Origin of the sequence: Mycolicibacterium gilvum (genome assembly GCF_900454025.1) — a bacterium.
GTDB classification, from domain to species: Bacteria; Actinomycetota; Actinomycetes; order Mycobacteriales; family Mycobacteriaceae; genus Mycobacterium; species Mycobacterium gilvum.
In genome coordinates, this window is the sequence record NZ_UGQM01000001.1 from 461,554 (window position 1) to 480,719 (window position 19,166).

15 protein-coding genes and 1 tRNA gene are annotated in these 19,166 nt (G+C 67.7%); 11 read left to right on the top strand and 5 right to left on the bottom strand.

Annotated elements, in window-relative coordinates:
* Positions 1-3: 3 nt before the first annotated feature.
* Both DYE23_RS02100 and DYE23_RS02105 read left to right on the top strand, forming a co-directional pair.
* The gene (locus DYE23_RS02100; RefSeq protein ID WP_115326362.1) at positions 4-1,470 is read left to right on the top strand and encodes an MFS transporter; all 1,467 of its coding nucleotides are present in this window, start codon (positions 4-6) and stop codon (positions 1,468-1,470) included.
* 49 nt (positions 1,471-1,519) lie between these two features.
* Complete coding sequence (locus tag DYE23_RS02105) at positions 1,520-1,990, top strand: hypothetical protein (protein ID WP_115326363.1); 471 nt, start codon at positions 1,520-1,522, stop codon at positions 1,988-1,990.
* Positions 1,991-2,066: 76 nt separating this feature from the next.
* On the opposite strand, the gene DYE23_RS02110 is transcribed toward DYE23_RS02105, so the two are convergent.
* Positions 2,067-3,290, bottom strand: coding sequence for an esterase/lipase family protein (locus DYE23_RS02110; RefSeq protein WP_115326364.1), 1,224 nt, complete (start codon positions 3,288-3,290; stop codon positions 2,067-2,069).
* Positions 3,291-3,324: 34 nt separating this feature from the next.
* On the bottom strand, positions 3,325-5,115 hold the full coding sequence (locus tag DYE23_RS02115) for a lipocalin family protein (RefSeq protein WP_115326365.1): 1,791 nt from the start codon (positions 5,113-5,115) through the stop codon (positions 3,325-3,327).
* 260 nt (positions 5,116-5,375) lie between these two features.
* Between DYE23_RS02115 and DYE23_RS02120 the strand changes: the two genes are divergently transcribed.
* A complete protein-coding gene (locus tag DYE23_RS02120; RefSeq protein WP_115328838.1) occupies positions 5,376-6,188 on the top strand; it encodes a glycoside hydrolase family 16 protein in 813 nt (270 codons plus the stop codon).
* Between the two features lie 57 nt (positions 6,189-6,245).
* On the opposite strand, the gene DYE23_RS31690 is transcribed toward DYE23_RS02120, so the two are convergent.
* The 3 genes from DYE23_RS31690 to DYE23_RS02135 all read right to left on the bottom strand — a co-directional run bounded on the left by DYE23_RS31690 (position 6,246) and on the right by DYE23_RS02135 (position 11,050).
* Positions 6,246-8,684, bottom strand: coding sequence for a Calx-beta domain-containing protein (locus tag DYE23_RS31690; RefSeq protein WP_147292253.1), 2,439 nt, complete (start codon positions 8,682-8,684; stop codon positions 6,246-6,248).
* 808 nt (positions 8,685-9,492) lie between these two features.
* Positions 9,493-9,566, bottom strand: a tRNA-Gly gene (locus tag DYE23_RS02130).
* A 125-nt stretch (positions 9,567-9,691) separates the two neighbouring features.
* Positions 9,692-11,050 (bottom strand): hypothetical protein, encoded by a 1,359-nt coding sequence (locus DYE23_RS02135; protein ID WP_235660306.1) that lies wholly within the window; start codon positions 11,048-11,050, stop codon positions 9,692-9,694.
* A gap of 588 nt (positions 11,051-11,638) precedes the next feature.
* On the opposite strand from DYE23_RS02135, the gene dcd reads away from it, so the two are divergent.
* The 8 genes from dcd (at position 11,639) to rfbA (ending at position 19,162) form a co-directional block, all read left to right on the top strand.
* Positions 11,639-12,211: a dCTP deaminase gene (gene dcd, locus DYE23_RS02140; protein ID WP_115326368.1), complete on the top strand. Its 573-nt coding sequence runs from the start codon at positions 11,639-11,641 to the stop codon at positions 12,209-12,211.
* 229 nt (positions 12,212-12,440) lie between these two features.
* Positions 12,441-14,084, top strand: coding sequence for a DUF7159 family protein (locus DYE23_RS02145; protein WP_115326369.1), 1,644 nt, complete (start codon positions 12,441-12,443; stop codon positions 14,082-14,084).
* A gap of 77 nt (positions 14,085-14,161) precedes the next feature.
* Positions 14,162-15,496: a UDP-glucose dehydrogenase family protein gene (locus tag DYE23_RS02150; protein WP_115326370.1), complete on the top strand. Its 1,335-nt coding sequence runs from the start codon at positions 14,162-14,164 to the stop codon at positions 15,494-15,496.
* A gap of 9 nt (positions 15,497-15,505) precedes the next feature.
* Positions 15,506-15,829 carry a DUF1330 domain-containing protein gene (locus tag DYE23_RS02155; RefSeq protein WP_115326371.1) on the top strand — a complete coding sequence of 108 codons (324 nt, stop codon included), beginning with the start codon at positions 15,506-15,508 and terminating at the stop codon, positions 15,827-15,829.
* Positions 15,829-17,163, top strand: a complete 1,335-nt coding sequence (locus DYE23_RS02160; protein ID WP_115326372.1) for a cytochrome P450 — start codon at positions 15,829-15,831, stop codon at positions 17,161-17,163. Before DYE23_RS02155 ends, DYE23_RS02160 begins: the two co-directional genes overlap by 1 nt.
* A gap of 2 nt (positions 17,164-17,165) precedes the next feature.
* Positions 17,166-17,912: a maleylpyruvate isomerase family mycothiol-dependent enzyme gene (locus DYE23_RS02165; protein ID WP_115326373.1), complete on the top strand. Its 747-nt coding sequence runs from the start codon at positions 17,166-17,168 to the stop codon at positions 17,910-17,912.
* Positions 17,913-17,930: 18 nt separating this feature from the next.
* Positions 17,931-18,299: a nuclear transport factor 2 family protein gene (locus DYE23_RS02170; RefSeq protein WP_115326374.1), complete on the top strand. Its 369-nt coding sequence runs from the start codon at positions 17,931-17,933 to the stop codon at positions 18,297-18,299.
* The gene (gene rfbA / locus DYE23_RS02175) at positions 18,299-19,162 is read left to right on the top strand and encodes a glucose-1-phosphate thymidylyltransferase RfbA (protein WP_011891286.1); all 864 of its coding nucleotides are present in this window, start codon (positions 18,299-18,301) and stop codon (positions 19,160-19,162) included. The genes DYE23_RS02170 and rfbA overlap by 1 nt, the downstream gene beginning before the upstream one ends.
* The last annotated feature ends 4 nt before the right edge of the window (positions 19,163-19,166 follow it).

A 19,166-nucleotide genomic window follows, 5' to 3' on the forward strand; every position in this document is an offset into this window, starting at 1 on the left:
CCGATGACCGGGCTGCGCATGGGCACGGCCGCCGGCCGCTGGGTACTGCTGGCGACGGTGCTGGGATCGGGCATCGTGATGGTCGACGCCACGGTCGTCAACGTGGCGTTGCCGCATATCGCCGCCGACCTCGGTGGTGGATTCGGAGATCTGCAGTGGGTGGTCAACGCCTACACATTGACCCTGGCCTCGCTGATCCTGCTCGGTGGTTCACTCGGGGACCACTTCGGCCGTCGCAAAGTCTTTGTCCTCGGGGTGGTCTGGTTCGCGCTGGCATCGATCGCGTGCGGGCTGGCCCCGAGCATCGAGGTGCTGATCGTCGCGCGCGCCCTGCAGGGTGTCGGCGGCGCCCTGCTGACACCGGGCAGCCTGGCCCTGATCTCGGCGGCCTTCGCCAGCGGTGACCGGGGAGCGGCCGTCGGCGCCTGGTCGGGACTCGGCGGCATCGCGGGCGCCATCGGACCGTTCCTCGGTGGTGCACTCGTCGAATGGAACTGGCGCGCAGCGTTTCTGATCAATGTGCCGCTGGCTGCCTTCGTGATCGCGGTGACGCTCCTGCGGGTGCCCGAGAGTCGCGACCCGTCCGCGTCGCGACGCCTGGACGTGGGCGGTGCGGTGCTGACCGTCGTCGGACTGGGAGCGCTGACCTTCGGTCTGACCGAACTCGGCAACCGTGGCGCGTCTCCGGCTGCGGTGGTGTCCGTGGGTGGCGGACTGGTGGCGCTGGTGGTGTTCGTTCTGGTCGAGCAAAGGTCCAGCCATCCACTGATGTCGCCGAAGTTGTTCGCCGACAGGAACTTCGGCGTGGCCAATGCGGTGACGCTGCTGATCTACGGTGCGCTGGGCGCGGTGTTCCTGCTCCTGGTGCTGCAGTTGCAGACGGTGTCCGGGTTCAGCCCCGTCGCCGCGGGCACGGCGCTGCTGCCGTTCACCGTCGTCATGCTGCTGTTCTCCGCGCGGGCCGGAGCGCTGTCGGGCCGCATCGGTCCCCGGCTGCCCATGACGGTGGGTCCGGTCGTTGCGGCGGCGGGACTGCTGTTGATGCTGCGCATCGGTGAGGGCGCCTCCTGGGTCTTCGACGTCGCCCCTGCCGCGATCGTGTTCGGCGCCGGGATGGTGCTCGTCGTGGCGCCGCTGACGGCGACGGTGTTGGACGCGGCACCGGAGCACATGGCCGGGTCGGCGTCGGGGGTGAACAACGCGGTGGCCCGCGCCGGAGGACTGCTGGCGGTCGCCGTGCTGCCCGGCGTGTCAGGCATCAGCGGGGACGACTACACGGACCCCGCCGCATTCTCGGCCGGCTTCCACACCGCGGTCGTGATCTCGGCGGCGCTGATGGTGGCTGCGGCGGTGCTGGCAGCTGTCGGCATTCGCCGCACCTCGGCGCATTCGGATCAACGGATCGCCGTGGAGAACTGCACGCACTGCGCGATCACCGGGCTGCCGTCGCACCCGACTGAGAGGGGGTGAGAACAGCCGCGTGCGTTTCGAACCTTCGCACGTGGGGTAGTGGGCCGTCATGTCCCTGAAATCGTGGAAGTACAGCCCTTTGGCGCTGGCCTGTTCAGCCGCCGCCGCCTTTGCGGTCGCTCCGCTCGCCGCTGCCGGAGGTCCTCCCGGCTGCGTTGACATGCACGGCACCGGTTGTGCAGCACCGCCTCCCGTGTACGCACCGCCGCCGGCCGGCTGGGCTCCGCCGCCCCCGGCATGGGCTCCTCCTCCGCCCGCGCCCGCTGTCGCCGGCGCGGTTCCGGGTGGACCCGGTGGCGTGGCCGGTCCGGGTGGAGCTGCGGGCACGATCCCCGGTGGACCCAGTGGTGCGGCCGGTCCCGGCGGCGCCACCGGTGCCATTCCGGGCGGACCCAGCGGAACAGCAGGGCCGGGCGGAGCCACCGGGGCGATCCCGGGCGGACCCAGCGGAACGGCCGGACCCGGCGGGGCTGCGGGCTGCATCCCCGGCGTGGGCTGCGCCAGCGTCCCTGCCCCGTAGGCACTCACCCTCCTACTGGATACTGCGAAAACCCCGCAGCCTCACCACCCGGTGAGACTGCGGGGTTTTCGCTGCTTCAGGTCGCGGTCAGCCACTCCCGCAGCCGGACATAGATGTCCGGGTGGCTGAGCAGATCGAAGTGGTGCAGTCCCGTCAGGGTCAACCCCGACTCCGCACGGAACGGGACGTTGCGGCGCCGGCCACGACCGGAGGCGCTCGAGGGGCGCACCAGATGATCGCCGAGGACGGCACCGAGGTATCTCGGCGCGGCCGACGTGGCGACGAAATGGTATGTCGCAGTGGGGAGGAACGGCACCTCCCGGCATCGGTCCCGCAGGAACTCGTCTGGGTCCGACTCCGCCCAGTCGTCGTCGAGCAGCGCCCCGAAGCGAAGATCTTTGATGCCGTCGCTGCGCAGGTTGAGCAGTTCGGCGATCGACCGCGTCTCGCCGAGCCGGGCCATCGCCCACGTCGCGACGTTGACCCCCTTCTCCAGATCAGCGCCCAGGTGCGGTGATCCGAGGCAGATGACCTGACGGGTGGCGCGGACCCAGCGCCGGTTCTGTTCGTGTCCGTAGTGGCAGGCGCTGCGGATCACCAGACCGCCCATCGAGTGCCCGATCAACGCGATGCGTCGCACCGGTACCGGCCACACCTCCAGAAGACGGGTGAGGGTCTCGTCGAGTTGGCGGCCGTTGGTCGAGATGTGCAGACCGGTGTTGTACCGGAGGTCGACCGGCGTGAAGCCGAGGTCGGTGTGCAGCCGCTCGCCGTAGGACCGGTCGTCAGTGTGCGCCGACGGCCGGGGAGCCCGCTGCCACGAGGACTCCGTCTGGCACAGTCCGTGCACGAATACCGCGATCGCGTCGGTCGGGCGCGGATAGGCGGCCCTGACGGCATCCGGTGTCAGCGGCACCGGCCGCCCGGAAACCCGCAGTGTCATCGGAGGTGCCAACGGACTGCCGCGCTCGGCGAGCTCGTCGCCGTAGATCCCGTCGAGGGCGGCGAGAAACTCGGCCAGCCGCGGGTGCTCGTCGAGTGCGGCGTCATCGTCGAATGCCAGGCCTGCGGCCGCGAACGAGCTGAGCACCGGTGGCAGGCGGTGGGCGGCGGCGCCGAGCAGGTCATAAACCGTGCCGGCGATCGCGTCGTGGACCGTCTCGACGGGTTTGGCGGCCGGCCCGATCGAGGCGAAGACCCGCCCCGCGATACCCGAGTGCATGCCGCGGATCAGGTTGTTCAGGACGGTCAGGCCTTCGGCGGCGACATTGCCGAGAGCCTGCATATCGGCCGTTCGCATACAGGACTCCGATGTTGAGTGAACAAGTGTTCTCTCAAATGGTAGTCGCCTGCGCAGCCGGCTGGCGGGTGGGCGTGATACGTCCCTTCACCCCGTAGACGGAGGCCCGGTCCAGCAGCTCCTGATAGAAGTCGTCGCTGACGACCGCGTCGCGGCTGAGCAGGAATCCGCTGAGCCCGGTGGAATCGGTGACGACGGCCCACCGGTAGTCGGGATCCAGATCGACGATCCAGTAATTGCCCGGTGGCGCGGCCGACGGGGGACCGAAGAATCGCACGTTGAGCCTGTTGTTCGTGGCGTCGACCGGTAGCGCCGAGCCGACGATCGAGGACTGCGGTCCGTTGTTGACGAAGTAGTTGCCGGAGTTCTCGACCCGCACCGAACCGTCGGGGTTGAGGCTGTACTGCGCCTTGGTGTTGACCAGGCCGATCGAGAAGAACTGCTTGACGCTGCCGACCTCGAACCAGGTCCCCAGGTAGCGGTCGAGGTCGACCAGCGGCGGGGGAGCCAGCACGACGGCGGCGGTATCGCCCATCACGATGTACTGGTCGGGGGCGCCGTAGATGCCGGTGCCGTCGGCCGGGCCCAGCCCCGAGTACATGTCGTTGATCCATCCGGTGGCGAGCGTGTACGCGGCCGCGGTGTTGCCCGCCGGGGACCGTCCCGTCACCAACTGCAGCAGGAGGTCGGTGATCGGATTACTGCCGATCAGCGAGTCGGAATGTGACCCGTTGGCGACCGTGACCCCGACGAACTGGCCCGGGCGCGCCGCCACCAGTTCCCTTGTGGAGGAACCATTGCCGTTCCACGGCTGGGACGGCGCGGCGATCTGATAGACGGGGATGAACGGATCGTCGAGCTTGGCGAGACTGTCGGCGAGCACGCCGTCGAAGGCGAAGCCGTCGAACATCACCACGCCGCGCAGGTCGTCGTCACTGAGCGGATTCGTCGCGTAGTAGCCGCCGACGGCCGCGGCGAACCCGCCGCCCGCCGACTGGCCCGACAGCACGAAATCCTCGGGCAGGGCGCCGAGGTATCCGGCGGCCTGCGCGCTGGCGGTCAGCGATGCCCGCTGGTCGAGGAACATGCCCGCCACGGCTTCACGCAGCGGGACGCCGTTGATCCAGCAAGCGGCGCAGGCGAGCGGGAACGACGAGAGGTTCGGCGCCACGACGATGCTGTTGGTCTGTTGCGACAGGTTCTTGGCCAGCGCGGAGACGAAAGACTTGTTGCCGAGGAAGCCGTGCTGCAGCCAGATCACCCCCGTCGCCGCGACGGTGCCGTCGCCCTGGGTCGGCAGGTACCAGTCGGCCCGGGTCCTGTAGCCGCTGTCGCCGACCGGGATGGTCAGCGGAGCGCGGCCGGTCTTGACGCCGGTGGGCGTGGACGCGACCGCCAGTGCCGGCGCCGGTGCGGGCGCAGATGCCTGCTCGACGGCATCCTGAGTCGCCGTCCCCGGGATCACCTCGCGATGTTCGGTCCTCGGCTTCTGCGCGGAGACCGACTCGACCGAGGGCTCGTCGTACGTGGTGTCGGCGGCGGTGTCCTCGGTGTCAGTGTCTTCGGTGTCGGAGTCTTCGGTGTCGGAGTCTTCACTCGCGGACTCCGCCGCGGCCGCGGCTTCGGTCTCGGTCTCGGGCTTGTCCGGCTCGCGCGCCGGCCCGGCAGTCGCCGTGGAGGTCCTGGTTTCCACGGACTGGCTGGAGGTGTCTGCGCCGTCGGTGGTGTCGCTGTCGGCGGCAGCAACACCGTGGCCGGCGCCCAGCGCGAGGCACGCACCGGCGCCGAACGCACCCAGCCAGATGGCCCATCGTTGAGACGTCACGGGCGGACTCTAACGCCGCGCCAGGCGCCGTCCCAGCAAATTCGCGCGGACGTCAGCGACCTGTCATTTCCGCGCCGCGACGTGCGTCCGAGCACCGCCCGAATGCCCAGCGGCACAGTGTCGACCCGAGGACAGTGAAAGGCATCTGCAGCGTCAAGTTCGGTCGACGGGACACGATGGCGTGCTGCGACGAAAGGGGCTCAGCCGCGTATGCGGTCGTTTAGGGTGCTGCTGTGCCTGAATTCGATCGCCGCAAGGCCATGTTGATGATGGGGCTCGGTGCCGCCGTCGTGGCGAGCCCGATGGGCTCCGCTCACGCTCAGCCGCCCGCGGCCGACGAGTCGGGACCGTTGATGCTGTTCCAGGATGAATTCGACGGGCCTGCGGGATCTCCGCCGGACCCGGCCCGGTGGTTCATCGTCCCGGCCCGGGAGACGATCCGTAACCCTGTCGAATGGGACAAGCCGTTCAACATGGGCCGCTACGTCACCGACCAGGAGCATGTGTTCCAGGACGGCAACGGCAACCTGGTCATCCGTGCCACCCGAGGTGAGGGCACCACGATCCAGGAGAAGTACGCGAGCGCGAAGATCATGGGTCTGTGGCGCGGCGGTATCGGCACCACGTGGGAGGCGCGGGTCAAACTGGACTGCCTCACCGACGGCGCCTGGCCGGCCTTCTGGCTCGTCAACGAGAACCCCGTCCGCGGCGGCGAGGTCGACCTCGTCGAGTGGTACGGCAACAACGACTGGCCGTCGGGCACCACCGTGCACGCACGACTCGACGGCACCGCATTCGCGACCGACCGCCACCCCGTCGACAACGCCTGGCACACCTGGCGCATGACGTGGCAGCCGAGCGGCCTGTACTTCTGGAAGGACTACCAGCCGGGTATGGAGCCGTTCTTCACGGTTCCGGCCAACTCGATTCCCGACTGGCCGTTCAACGATCCGGGCTTCACGATGGTCCCGGTGTTCAACATCGCCGTCGGCGGTTCCGGCGGGCGTGAACCCGCCGGGGGAACCTATCCCGCCGAGATGCGCGTCGACTGGATCCGGGTCTTCGCCAGCTAGCTATTGCTCGGCTGCACAAGTGGCTGGAGGGGACCGGAACCTAGTCGGGGTTCGACCTCATAGCGCAGTGGAAGTTCGTCGGTTGGTATCGCTCTCCATCAGCGCGAGCGCGGCAGCTTTCGGACTAAGATCCTTGCGGAGGACCCCGAAGTTCTGTTCGCCGTCCGACGGGTCGGTCCCACCATCGACCAACTCGTAGTACACCAGCGGTCCAGCCCAGTTCCACTGCGCGACCTGCTGGCGCGCCGCCAAAAGGATCGCCGCCTGCTGCTCCTCTGAGACTGCGTTCACGCTGGTGCCTGTCGGCGCGCCGAACTCGGTGATCCAGATCAGCTTGTCCCCGTCTCCGTGTCCGGCCATCACGGCCTGGAGTTCGGGCAAATCGGCGAATCCACCCTCCTGCCGCTGCTGCGGGTCCATCGGGAGATGGGGGTAACTGTAAGGATGAACGGCGATACCGTCGGCGAGCTGAGCAGCGCCGTTGCCGTACAGCTGGTCGAGGTACTGCGCCGGAGGTATCTCGGCGCCCGGTGTGTCGTATTGCGGCCCAAGTCCACCGATGAGCAGCGTGGCTCTTGAGTCGACTCCGCGTATAGCCGTCGCAGCTGTGCGGAACAGCGCACCGTACTCGTCAGCATCAGGACGAGCCGGCCAGAACTTGGCCGTGTTCGGTTCGTTCCATATCTCCCAGCTGCGCACACCGAGTGGTGCGTAACGCGCGGCGGCGGTACTCGCGAAAGCTCCGAAAGCGGCAAGGTCCTTGGCCCGGGCGTGGCTTGGGTAGGAGAGAGACTTGGTGTCCGCCGAACGTGCCCATGCCGGAGTGAATCCCAACATCACGAGCACGTTCATGTTGTGGGCCACGGCCTCTCGAACGAGCAAATCGGTGGATTCCCACTGAAATTTGCCGCGCCGCGGCTCGACTGCAGACCAGTCCACGTCGATCCTGACCCAGGAGACGTTCATGGCCGCCATGAGATCGAACTCGCGCTTGACGGTCGCTGCGTCAGCGCCGCGAAGGTGCAGCGTCATACCGATCCCGCTGGCCCGGTCGTCGTTGTTGAGAATCAGGTTGCTCTGACCCGCCAGTTGACCGTCTGTCGCGGTACGCACGATGAGAGCACCGATGGCACTGGTCAACTCGACGTATACCGTTTCGTCCGGCTCGTAGTCGGTGTCTCCGTACACCGTGACAGGAATGGTGGCCGAGGTCTGACCTGGTGCGAAAACGACTGACCCCGTGGCCGCGGCGAAGTCTTCTCCTGCGGTCGCCTTGTATTGCGCCCCAGTGTAATTGGACACCGAGTAGGTGACCGTCACTGCGGTCGCGGATCCGCCGGACAACTGGACCGTCAAGAGCTCCACCCGCGCTCCGCTGCCACCCTCGGTGACGTAGGTGCCGCTGCGCGGGAACCCGACGGTGACAGGGGCGGGCGTGCCCTTGCCGGGCTTACCTCTGACTCCCAACATTCCGCTGTCACCGCCGACACCCGCGGTGGTGACGGACCGCAGTGATGCCCCGGCGTCGCCGCCGTCGCCGCCGTCGCCGGAGATCAAGCCCCCCCGACCGCCATTGCCGCCGCTACCGTCGGGCCGGCCGTCGCCTCCGTCCCCGCCGCGACCGAATAGTCCCGCGGCCCCGCCGTTTCCCCCATTGAAGCCATGGCCCGCACTACCGCCCAGCAGTCCGGCGTTCCCTCCGTGACAGGCAGCAGTCCCCGTGCAGGAGGACCCGTCCCAGCTGAAGCCGTTGCCGAACAGCAACCCGGCATCGGGATGTTCGGCAGTGCCGTCGCCGAAAAGCCGCGATGCGCGCTGGTCTGCGGTCGGCTCAGTCAAGGCGGTCGTTCGGCGCCCTACAGCTGCAGTACCGAGCATCAACGGGGCGACGGCGGGAGCGAGGGGATCTCCACCTGAACCATGCGTGTTCATGTTCAAGAACGTGGAGAGCTGCGACGGTGCCCGATCTCGAAGTGCCGGCGACGTCCGACCAGGCATCGAGACCGTGGCGGCAGTGATCTCAGCCCCGGTCGGCGCGCTTGGCGGCTCAACCATGTCAGGGACGGGTTCTGAGGCCTCAGGGGTGGATGCCTCTTTTTCGTCCTCGGATGCCGGGGTAGCGGTAGCTCCCGACGTAGTCTCGGTGCCGGCGTCTTCCTGCTCTGAACGAGGTGAGGCGACCGTGTCCCGAGGCGACCACGGCACGTCCTGATCGCTCACAGGGTCGGCCGCCGGCTCAGCAGGATCGGCTGCCAGGTTTTCGTCATCTTCGCTGACACCATCCGACTCCGGGGTGTCGGACGGACCTCCGTTCGCAGCGTGGTCCGCAACCTCGCTTCGTGAATGAGTTTTGAGCTCCGAATTCGGCTTTGCCGTCTCGGTCCGTGTGCTCTTGGAACCGGAATCGGATGCCATCGAGCTGGATGTGGTGGCGCCCGCCAAACCATCCGACCCATCAGTCTCAGCAAAGGCTACCGACGGCATTGCCGCGATCACCGCACCGATTCCGAGTGCGGCAGCCAGAGCTCCCACGCGCCCGATGTTCGGGGAAATGCTCCGCCTCCTAGACAAGGTCTTGGGGCAGTCCGCGTATGGGAGGGATCCGGTCCGAGTGGCGTCCGGCGCTTGATGCGCGTCTGCCCATTCAAGAAGTGATTGCCGCGCCGAATATGGCTGTCGCTGCCTTGTTTTCAAGTCCGTCCTCCACCTGAACCAAATCCCAGGTGGAGGACGAAATGCCTGCGCGCCTGTTGACTGAATCCGTAGGCAGCGTAGCGTCCACACCGCTACTGGCAAACACGAACCGTTCAAACTGTCCCCACATTCGATGGGGGTTGATTTCCGCGAAACGCGGCAATGTCGGACACGGCCCCTCGGACCTATGGCGAACTACACCGAGTTCGACCTGCACATCGAACGACAGCGAAAAGAACAATCTCGCCCTTGGTGGTCAGTACTCGACAGTCCACCCAGCGATGTACTGGAGCATCGCGCGATGGTGCTTGATCGTGTGCGCGGCGGTAGCAAGTTTCAGCAAATACCTCGGCACTCGGCACAGCGGTCGATGTCCGAGCGAGGTCCGTTCGCGGGTGTCATTCACACGTGTTCAACACATGGGCTCGGGTGCTGCAGAGCCGAGTGACTCGCGCGCGCCCTGTCGGCGAGACACCCAGGCGGCGGAGACGTCAACGTTGTGTCCGGCATCGACTACGTCGACGAATAGTCAGCCGTCGTTCACCATTGACCGTGTGCGGAGAACCCCGAAGCGCCATCCACAAGGGCTCCGTTCGCACACCTCGCAATGTGGAGCCGATGACGGGAATCGAACCCGCGTATTCAGCTTGGGAAGCTGATGTTCTGCCATTGAACTACATCGGCATGTATGTGGTCAGTGAGGTTAGCACCTGAGCTCGGGCGCGGGCGCGCCCCCGCCCAGACGACGGCCCCCTCGTCACCGAGGGGGCCGCCGCTGTTCTATGTTCCGGCTGTTCTACGTTCCGGGACTAGTCGTCGCTGCCGGAATCCGACTTGCTGCTGCTGCCCGAGTCCGAGCTGTCGCTGCTGCCCGAGCCGGAGCTCTCGCCGGCCGAGGACCGTTCGGTCTGGCTCGGCTTGCCGGACGTGCGCTCCTCGCCGGAGTCGGCGCTGTCCTTCGAGTCCGAATCGGCCTCGTCGGTGGCGGGCGCCTCGGCGGCGCCGTCCTCCTCGGCTTCGGTCTCTTCGGTGGCCGGAGCCGTCTCGGGGGCCTCTTCGGTCTCCTCGACGGGGGCAACCACGTCCTCGACCGGAGCGGCCTCGTCGGCGACCGGCGCGGTCTCAGCCGCCTCGCCCTCGGCGGCCGGAGCGGCCGACTCGATCTCCAACGTCACCGTGCGCGCGGCGAGCAGGGTGGTCGAATCCGCGGCGGCGAGGCTCGGAGCCGGCGGGGTCCACGGGGCGCCCGGCACCGGATCCGGCTTGAGCGCCTCGGCGATCGCCTTCGGGAGCTCGGAGAACAGGCTGATCAGGGTGCCGCCGGCATTGATCAGGCCCGGGAACACCTCGCAGTTGCTGCCCTCGCACTCGGGGTTGACGTAGCCGTTGAGGAAGGTGTTCAGCATGACGCCGGGCGCGTTCACGAGCGTGCGCACCAGAGCTTCGCCATCGCCTTCCTTGATCGCGAGAGTCACGGCGTCGGCGAGCAGTGCGACCTCGAAGCCCAGGCCGAGGAACGGCCCCAGGACCGTCTTCGTCATCTCGTTGACGATCGAGTTGCGGTCGAAGACCAGCGAGACGACCTGCTGGAAATTGATCGCCATCTGCTCCGGAATGCCCATGTTGCCCTCGGGATTCTGCTGGCTGGGGGCCTGCGACCAGAACGCGGAGTACAGCGGCGAACCGATGTTCAGTGCGTACACGAACGAGCGGTTGAGTCTGTCCCAGCCATCGGCGAACTCACCGTTGCTGAAGTACTCGAACCCGGCCTCGATCATCGCCTTGCCGTTGGCGCCGGTCCACCACGAGTTGAAAGCGTTCGGAACGCCCGCGATGCCGGAGATGAACTTCGTGCCGTAGGCCAACTGGTTGGCGGCCACCTGGCTCAGGATCGGGAACGGATCGGTCGCGAACGCCTGGAAGAGGTTCTGGAAGTTCGCGGAGGACTGACTGAACAGGTTGCCGTACACAGCGGACGTGTCGCTGCCGTACGTCGGGTTGGCGGCGGCGGTCAGCGCCACCGCGTGGGTCTGGCTGCGGACATCGTCGGCGACGATGGGGGACACCGGGGTGATGGCGACGGCACCGGCTCCGACGACGGCGACACCGGCAGCGAGGAACTTGCTGACGCGCGGCTTCGACGGGGCGACAGAAAGGCCCGTTTCCATGGCTGGAGCTAAGTGCACTTGTTCTCCTGGTCTAAGTAACTACGTGGGTGCGCCTCGAAGGCAGCGCGAACGTAACTGAACGCAACCTGAGGAACAAGACCTACGTCTTACCTGCAGTGATGTGCAGAAGCTGCGAACTGTGCGCGGTGAACCTGAAAAGTTGATGAGAAGAATGGCATTAGCTGATAGGGGTGCAATGCGACGAATGCCGGGTGGGAATCGGCGGGAAATCGCGCAATCGCAATACGTAGCCCACTACGAATTCGCATTTCTTGCGATAGTCAGCAAATAGACGTAAGCCCTCACGAGAGCTTCCGCCTGCATAGTTTGGGTAGCCTTACCTAATTAGGCTAACCTAATTCGTTTGTTCTGACGGCGTCGAATATTTGCGTCGGACGACTTCGGTATTCGCTGTTCTCTGACCGCGAGATCGCGGAGTATTCGCGGTTTGTGCGGCTGTCCCGCGGCGCGGTGACCTGCCGCTGGCCGAGTCGCTGTGATTCTCGTCACAGCCTCTGCGTTCCGGCTCGACGGACGGGCGGACCCTCGGGAGGCCCGGGCTGCGCCCCCTCCGGATACGCTCGTGCGGTGCTGCTCTCCGACCGCGACATCCGGGCCGAGATCCAGGCCGGCAGGCTCGGCCTCGATCCGTTCGACGACAGCCTGATCCAGCCGTCGAGTGTCGACGTCCGTCTGGACAACCTCTTCAGGGTCTTCAACAACACGCGCTACACCCACATCGACCCCGCGCAGCGTCAGGACGACCTGACCACGCTCGTCGAACCCAAGGAGGGCGAACCGTTCGTCCTGCACCCGGGCGAGTTCGTGCTCGGCGCCACGCTGGAACGCTGCACCCTTCCCGACGATCTCGCCGGACGTCTCGAGGGCAAGTCGTCGCTGGGCCGGCTCGGGCTGCTCACGCACTCGACCGCCGGGTTCATCGACCCGGGATTCTCCGGCCACATCACCCTCGAGCTGTCCAACGTCGCGAATCTGCCCATCACGCTGTGGCCCGGTATGAAGATCGGCCAGCTGTGTCTGCTGCGGCTCACCAGCCCGGCCCAGCACCCGTACGGCAGCAGCCAGGTCGGCTCGAAATACCAGGGGCAGCGCGGTCCGACGCCGTCGAAGTCGTACCAGAATTTCGTGAAGTCGAGCTGAGCAGATTCGTCACAGACGAATCGCGACCGACGCGGGTACTGTCTTTGAACACCGGCGCCACCGCTGCACTCGTGCCGTGCGTCCGGCCAGGTCTTCAACCGCGCTCAGCTAACAGCGGCAGGTGTAACGCAGCAGCTGATCGCGACGATGAAGTATCTAGTTGTCGGCGCGTCATGGCTGTTCACGCGGTGCCGACCACCAGGCTGCAGCAAACTTTTGGAGGGGTTCCGTGGACATCGTATTAGGTGTGTCGATGACACCTACCACGGTGCGAATGGTGCTGGTTGAGGGCGAGAAGGCCGACGGTGTCACCGTCGACCACGACACTTTCGCCGTCGACTCCGTCGAGGGGTCGGCAAACGCGGCGGAGCACGTTGTCTCCGCCGTTCTCGGCACCAGGGAGAGCGCCGAGACCGGCGGGCATCACCTGAAATCCATCGGCGTCACGTGGAGCGACCACACCGAGGCGACCGCACTGCGCGACGCGCTGGCCGCACACGGCATCGACGACGTCATGCTGGTCTCGGAGAGTCACGCCGCGGCATCGCTGGCACAGGCCGTCGGCCGGGCGGTCGACTACGACACCACCGCGCTCATGTTCGTCGACCGTGACACCGCGACCCTGTCGGTGGTCAAGACCGACGACGGCTCGGTGGTCAAGGTGCTCAGCCGCTCGCTGCACAGCACCGACGCGATGGCGGTGCTCACCGAGATGGCCGGGGCGGTCGCCGCGCAGGACGCCCCGCCGCAGGGCATCTTCGTCGTCGGGTCCGGCGTGGACATCAGTTCGGTCAAGGACCACCTCAAACACCTCGTCGCGCTCCCGGTCCACGCACCGGACGACGCCGAACTGGCACTCGCGCGCGGCGCGGCTCTCGCCTCTGCGTCCGCACCGGCGTTCGAGGCGACGACCGTCGGGCTCGCCTATTCGCAGGACCCCGACGGCACCACCGCAGGGTCGGTGTTCGCCGGCCTCGCCGGCGCGCAGACACAGATGGCGCCCGTCGGGGGTGACGTGCCCGTCGACGAGTTCGCGGCCACCGAGATGCGCCCGGTCGACGAGGAGCGCAAGCCGTTCCTGCTCGTCGGAAGCGCGTTGACCTCACTGTTCGTCGTCGGTGTTGTCGCACTGGTCATTTCACTGGCCATCAGCATCCGTCCCACCGCCGACCGACGCCCCAGCCCCGCCCAGGCCGCGATCGTGCCCAGCAGCCAGGCCCCGACCGCGGAACCGGCTCCGGCCCGGCAGGAGGCGGCGCAGATCCCGCCGCCCCCGTCGACGGCCGAGACGATCAAGCCTCCGGTACCGGTTGTCCAGCAGGCACCGCAACAGGCGCCACGGACGGTGTTCGTCGAGCAGGCTCCTGCGCCGGCACCCGCGGCCCCCGCACCGGCGCCTGCTCCGGCGGCACCGGCCCCGGCGCCCGCTCCGGTTCCCGTCGCGCCGCCGCCCGTGGTCGCACCGGTGGTGCTTCCCCCACCGGTCGTCGTGCTCCCGCGGCCGCAGTGGAATCCGCCGCGGCCGGCGTGGACGTGGCCCAACCAGCGGCCCGATGTCGACGACGACGACTCCGACGACAGCCCGTGGACCCCGCAGAAGCCGTGGACGCCCTCACAGCCACCCACGACGCGGCCCCCGGTGACGCAGGTTCCGCAGGTCCCCCAAGTTCCGCAGCTTCCGCAGCCGCCGCAGTGGCCCGGAGCGGGTTCGGGCTCGGGCTCGGGGTCCGGCAGCAGCAGTGGCGGTGGCCGCGGTGACAGCGGCGGCCGTGGCGGCGACAGCGGGTCCGGTCGAGGCTCCGGCAGCGGGGTCCCCGGCGACATCAACGGCGACGGCTGCTTCCTGATCTTCTGCGGTTCGGGCCGCAACTGACGGCCGTTACCTGACGTTGGTCCGACGCTCAGGGGCACGTCAGCTTCAGCTCATCGCGACCGGGTACTGAGGGCGGTATGCGTTGCACCGTCTTCGGAACCGGCTACCTCGGCGCCACTCACGCGGCCGGTATGGCCGAACTCGGCCACGAGGTCGTGGGCGTGGACATCGACCCCGGCAAGGTCGCCAAACTCGCCGCCGGCGAGGTTCCGTTCTACGAGCCGGGTCTGCGAGAGGCGCTGCAACGCAACATCGAAGCGGGGCGGTTGCGCTTCACCACCGACTACGCCGAGGCGGCCGAATTCGCCGATGTGCATTTCCTCGGGGTCGGGACACCGCAGAAGAAGGGTGAGTACGCCGCTGATCTGCGGCATGTGTACGCCGTGATCGACACGCTGGTGCCGCTGCTGCACCGGCCGGCGGTCATCGTCGGCAAATCGACCGTGCCGGTGGGCACGGCCGCCGAACTGGTCGAGCGGGCCGCAGGCCTCGCTCCGGAAGGAATCACCGTCGAGGTGGCCTGGAATCCGGAGTTCCTGCGGGAGGGTTTCGCCGTCCAGGACACCTTGCATCCCGACCGCATTGTGCTTGGGGTGCAGAAGGATTCGCGGATGGCCGAGCCGGTGCTGCGGGAGATGTACGCCGCACTGCTCGCCGACGGGGTGCCGTTCCTGGTATCGGACCTGCAGACCGCGGAACTGGCCAAGGTGTCGGCGAATGCGTTCCTGGCCACCAAGATCTCGTTCATCAACGCGATCTCGGAGGTGTGTGAAGCCGCCGGCGCCGATGTGACGCTGTTGGCCGACGCCCTCGGTCACGACGCTCGCATCGGTCGGCGATTCCTCAATGCGGGCCTGGGTTTCGGCGGCGGGTGCCTGCCCAAGGACATCAGGGCGTTCATGGCCCGCGCCGGTGAGCTCGGCGCCAACCAGGCGCTGACCTTCCTGCGCGAGGTCGACAGCATCAACATGCGCCGGCGTACCCGGATGGTCGAGTTGGCCACGACGGCGTGCGGCGGGTCGCTGCTGGGCGCGAACGTCGCCGTGCTGGGTGCGGCGTTCAAACCGGAATCCGACGACGTGCGCGACTCGCCCGCGCTCAACGTCGCAGGGATGCTGCAGTTGCACGGCGCGACCGTCAACGTCTACGACCCGAAGGCGATGGACAACTCGCGCCGGCTCTTCCCGACGTTGAACTACTCCGCATCGGCGCTGGACGCCTGCGAGCGCGCCGACGCGGTTCTGGTGCTCACCGAATGGAGCGAGTTCGTCGGCATGCACCCCGACGACCTGTCGACAGCCGTGCGGACGAAAGTGATTGTCGACGGCCGCAATTGCCTCGATGTCGGAATGTGGCGGGATGCGGGGTGGCAGGTCCACGCGCTCGGCCGGGCCTGCCAGGCGGGCGCGTAGCGTCAAGGCATGCCGGTCTATGCACTGAACCTCTTCGACATCGCCGACCGCGACGAGTATCTCGCGTACTCGAAACGATCGCCGGCCGAAGTCGCCAAGCACGGCGGGCGGGTCGTGGCACTGGGCCGGTTTCGCGAATCCGTCACCGGTGACATCGCGCCGCGGACCGTACTGATCCTGGTGGAGTGGGAATCCAAGGCGGCCTTCGACGCGTATTGCAACGACCCGGAACTGGCCGACCTGCACGCGCACCGGGAGAACGGCTCATCGTCGTATGTCTGGCACCTGTTCGATCGCTTGGACGACCTGCGACCGCTCCTTAAGGTGGTGTGATGGCGGCATCTTCCTTCACCCAACGGATCCGGTGGTTGGCGCTGCACGGGGTGATCCGCGGGTTGTCGAAGCTCGCCGCGCGACGCAGCGGTGATCCGCAGGCCAGGCTGATCGCCGACCCCGAGGCGCGCAACGATCCCGCCGCGTTCGCCGACGACCTGCGCGCCCAGGGCCGCGTCGTGCGGTGCCGCGCGGTGCTGATCACCGTCGATCATCAGGCGGCCAACGAGATCCTGCGTTCCGACGACTTCCGGGTGTCCTCCCTCGGAGCCGGGCTGCCCAAACCCCTGCAGTGGGTCAACCGCAAGACCCACCCCGGTCTCCTGCACCCGATCGAGCCACCGTCGCTGCTGTCGATCGAGCCACCCGACCACACGCGTTGCCGCAAGCTCGTGTCCTCCGTGTTCACCACCCGGGCGGTCAACGCGCTGCGCGACCGGGTCCAGCTGACCGCCGACCAACTGCTCGACGACCTCGAACGGGATTCCGGCGTCGTCGACATCGTCGAGCGCTACTGCTCGCAGCTCCCCGTCGCCGTCATCAGCGACATCCTCGGCGTCCCCGAGCAGGACCGGGAACACATCCTGCACTTCGGAGAGCTCGGCGCACCCAGCCTCGACATCGGATTGTCCTGGAAGCAGTTCCAGCAGGTCGAACAAGGCCTCGTCGGATTCAACGCGTGGCTCGGCGGCCACCTGGAATCGTTGCGGCGCAACCCGGGCGACGACCTGATGAGCGAGCTGATCAAGGCCAGCGCGGCCGCCGACGACGCCGGCCGGCTCTCCGACCGGGAGCTGCAGGCGACGGCCGGACTGGTGCTCGCCGCAGGCTTCGAGACGACGGTCAACCTGCTGGGCAACGGCATCCGGATGCTGCTGGACACCCCGCAGCACCTCGAGACGCTGGCGGCGCGTCCCGAACTGTGGCCCACCACCGTGGAGGAGATCCTGCGGCTCGACTCGCCGGTACAGATGAGCGCACGATTCGCCCGCCGCGACGTCGAGGTCGCCGGAACGCGGATCGAGCGCGGCGAGCTGGTGATCGTGCACCTCGCCGGCGCCAATCGGGACCCGGAGGTGTTCGACGACCCCCACCGCTTCGACATCGAACGCGACAACGCGGGCAGGCACCTGTCGTTCTCCGGAGGCAGGCACTTCTGCCTGGGCGCCGCGCTCGCTCGGGCCGAGGGCGAGGTGGGACTGCGGACGTTCTTCGAGCGCTATCCCGACGCCCGGCTGGCCGGGTCGGGCAGCCGCCGTGACACTCGGGTGCTGCGGGGGTGGTCAACCTTGCCGATCACGCTTGGAAAAGCGCGCGCCGCGCTAGGTTCGTAGGGGTGGACTTCCGGGCAGCCCTGCTCGAGCAGACTCGAGCCTTCGGCGAACTGATCCGGTCGGGAGATCCGGCGACGCCGGTCCCGACGTGTGGAGACTGGACCCTCACACAGTTGTTCCGGCACGTCGGTCGCGGAAACCGTTGGGCCGCACAGATCGTCAGCGAACGTCGCACCGAACCGCTGGATCCCCGCGATGTCCGCGACGGCCGTCCGCCTGAGGATCCCGACGGAGCGATCGAGTGGCTCAACGCCGGTGCGCAGGTGCTCATCGATGCCGTCGACCGCGCCCGCCCCGACACCAAGGTGTGGACCTTCACCGGCCCCCGCCCGGGCGGCTGGTGGCTGCGCAGGAGGCTGCACGAGGTGGTGGTGCACCGCGCCGATGCGGCACTCGCGCTGGGCGCAGACCTGCGCCTGGAGCCGGAGATGGCCGCCGACGGCATCAGCGAATGGATCGAGCTGGCCGCCAACAACCGCCGCGGCCCGGCGCCGCTGGACCGCGGGGAGTCCCTCCACCTGCACGCCACCGACGACAAACTCGGACCGACCGGCGAATGGACCGTCGTCCACGACGAGGACGGTGTCTGGTGGTCGCACAATCACGGCAAGGCCGGCGTGGCGCTCAAGGGTCCCGCGACCGGCCTGTTGCTGGCGATCACCCGCCGCGTGACAGCTGAGCAGGCCGGACTCGAGATGTTCGGCGACACCGCCGTCTGGGACGCGTGGTTGGAGCGCACTCCGTTCTGAGTTCGGTAGCTTTCGAGTATGACCACCTCCGAACTGGCCACCGTTCTCGCCTGGCATGACGCCCTCAACGCGGCGGACATGGACACGCTGCTGTCGTTGTCCAGCGAGGACATCGAGATCGGCGACGCCAGCGGCGCGGCGCAGGGCCACGCCGCCCTGCGCGAGTGGGCCCAGGCGCTCGACGTCCGGATCGAACCGGGCCGGGTCTATGTCAACGACGGCATCGTCGTCGCCGAACAGCAGACGGTGTCGGTCACCGGCGAGACCGGATCTGAGGCGTCGGCGTTCCGGGTGGTCCACGACCACGTCACGTCGGTGTTCCGCCACGACACCCTCGCCGCGGCGCTGGCGGCGACCGGACTCGGCGAAGCGGACCTGACCGGCTGATGCGCGGCATCGTCCTCGCCGGCGGCTCGGGAACCCGGCTGTATCCCATCACCCTCGGGGTCAGCAAGCAGTTGATGCCGGTGTACGACAAGCCGCTGATCTACTACCCGCTGTCCACGCTGATGATGGCCGGCATCCGCGACATCCTCATCATCACCACACCGCGGGACGCGCCGGACTTCCACCGGCTGCTCGGCGACGGTTCCGCGTTCGGCGTGAACCTGACCTACGCCGAGCAGGAGGAACCCGAGGGGCTCGCGCAGGCCTTCGTGATCGGGGCGTCGCACATCGGGTCGGACCCGGTCGCTCTGGTCCTGGGCGACAACATCTTCTACGGTCCCGGGCTGGGCACCGGTCTGCAGCGATTCCAGAACGTCACGGGCGCCTCGATTTTCGCGTACTGGGTGGCCGACCCGGCGGCCTACGGGGTCGTCGAGTTCGATGCCGACGGCAATGCGCTGTCTTTGCAGGAGAAGCCCGCCCGGCCCCGCTCGCACTACGCGGTACCCGGGCTGTACTTCTACGACAACGACGTCGTCGAGATCGCCCGCCATCTCAAGAAATCCGACCGCGGCGAGTACGAGATCACCGAGGTCAACCAGACCTACCTGGATCAAGGACGTCTGCGCGTCGAGGTGCTCGCCCGCGGCACCGCATGGCTGGACACCGGCACGTTCGACTCGCTGCTGGACGCCAGCGACTACGTGCGCACCCTCGAACGCAGGCAGGGACTCAAGATCAGCGTGCCCGAGGAGGTGGCGTGGCGGGTCGGCTTCATCGACGACGCCACGCTCGAAGCTCGCGGCAAGGCGCTGCTGAAGTCCGGATACGGTGCGTATCTGCTGGAGCTGCTCGATCGCTGAGGCG

Coding starts and splice junctions, on each gene's coding strand:
- DYE23_RS02120 (WP_115328838.1), top strand. CDS start 5,376: ATGTTGATGATGGGGCTCGGTGCCGCCGTCGTGGCGAGCCCGATGGGC.
- DYE23_RS02160 (WP_115326372.1), top strand. CDS start 15,829: ATGGCGGCATCTTCCTTCACCCAACGGATCCGGTGGTTGGCGCTGCAC.
- DYE23_RS02100 (WP_115326362.1), top strand. CDS start 4: ATGACCGGGCTGCGCATGGGCACGGCCGCCGGCCGCTGGGTACTGCTG.
- DYE23_RS02105 (WP_115326363.1), top strand. CDS start 1,520: ATGTCCCTGAAATCGTGGAAGTACAGCCCTTTGGCGCTGGCCTGTTCA.
- DYE23_RS02110 (WP_115326364.1), bottom strand. CDS start 3,290: ATGCGAACGGCCGATATGCAGGCTCTCGGCAATGTCGCCGCCGAAGGC.
- DYE23_RS02170 (WP_115326374.1), top strand. CDS start 17,931: ATGACCACCTCCGAACTGGCCACCGTTCTCGCCTGGCATGACGCCCTC.
- rfbA (WP_011891286.1), top strand. CDS start 18,299: ATGCGCGGCATCGTCCTCGCCGGCGGCTCGGGAACCCGGCTGTATCCC.
- DYE23_RS02135 (WP_235660306.1), bottom strand. CDS start 11,050: ATGGAAACGGGCCTTTCTGTCGCCCCGTCGAAGCCGCGCGTCAGCAAG.
- DYE23_RS02155 (WP_115326371.1), top strand. CDS start 15,506: ATGCCGGTCTATGCACTGAACCTCTTCGACATCGCCGACCGCGACGAG.
- DYE23_RS02150 (WP_115326370.1), top strand. CDS start 14,162: ATGCGTTGCACCGTCTTCGGAACCGGCTACCTCGGCGCCACTCACGCG.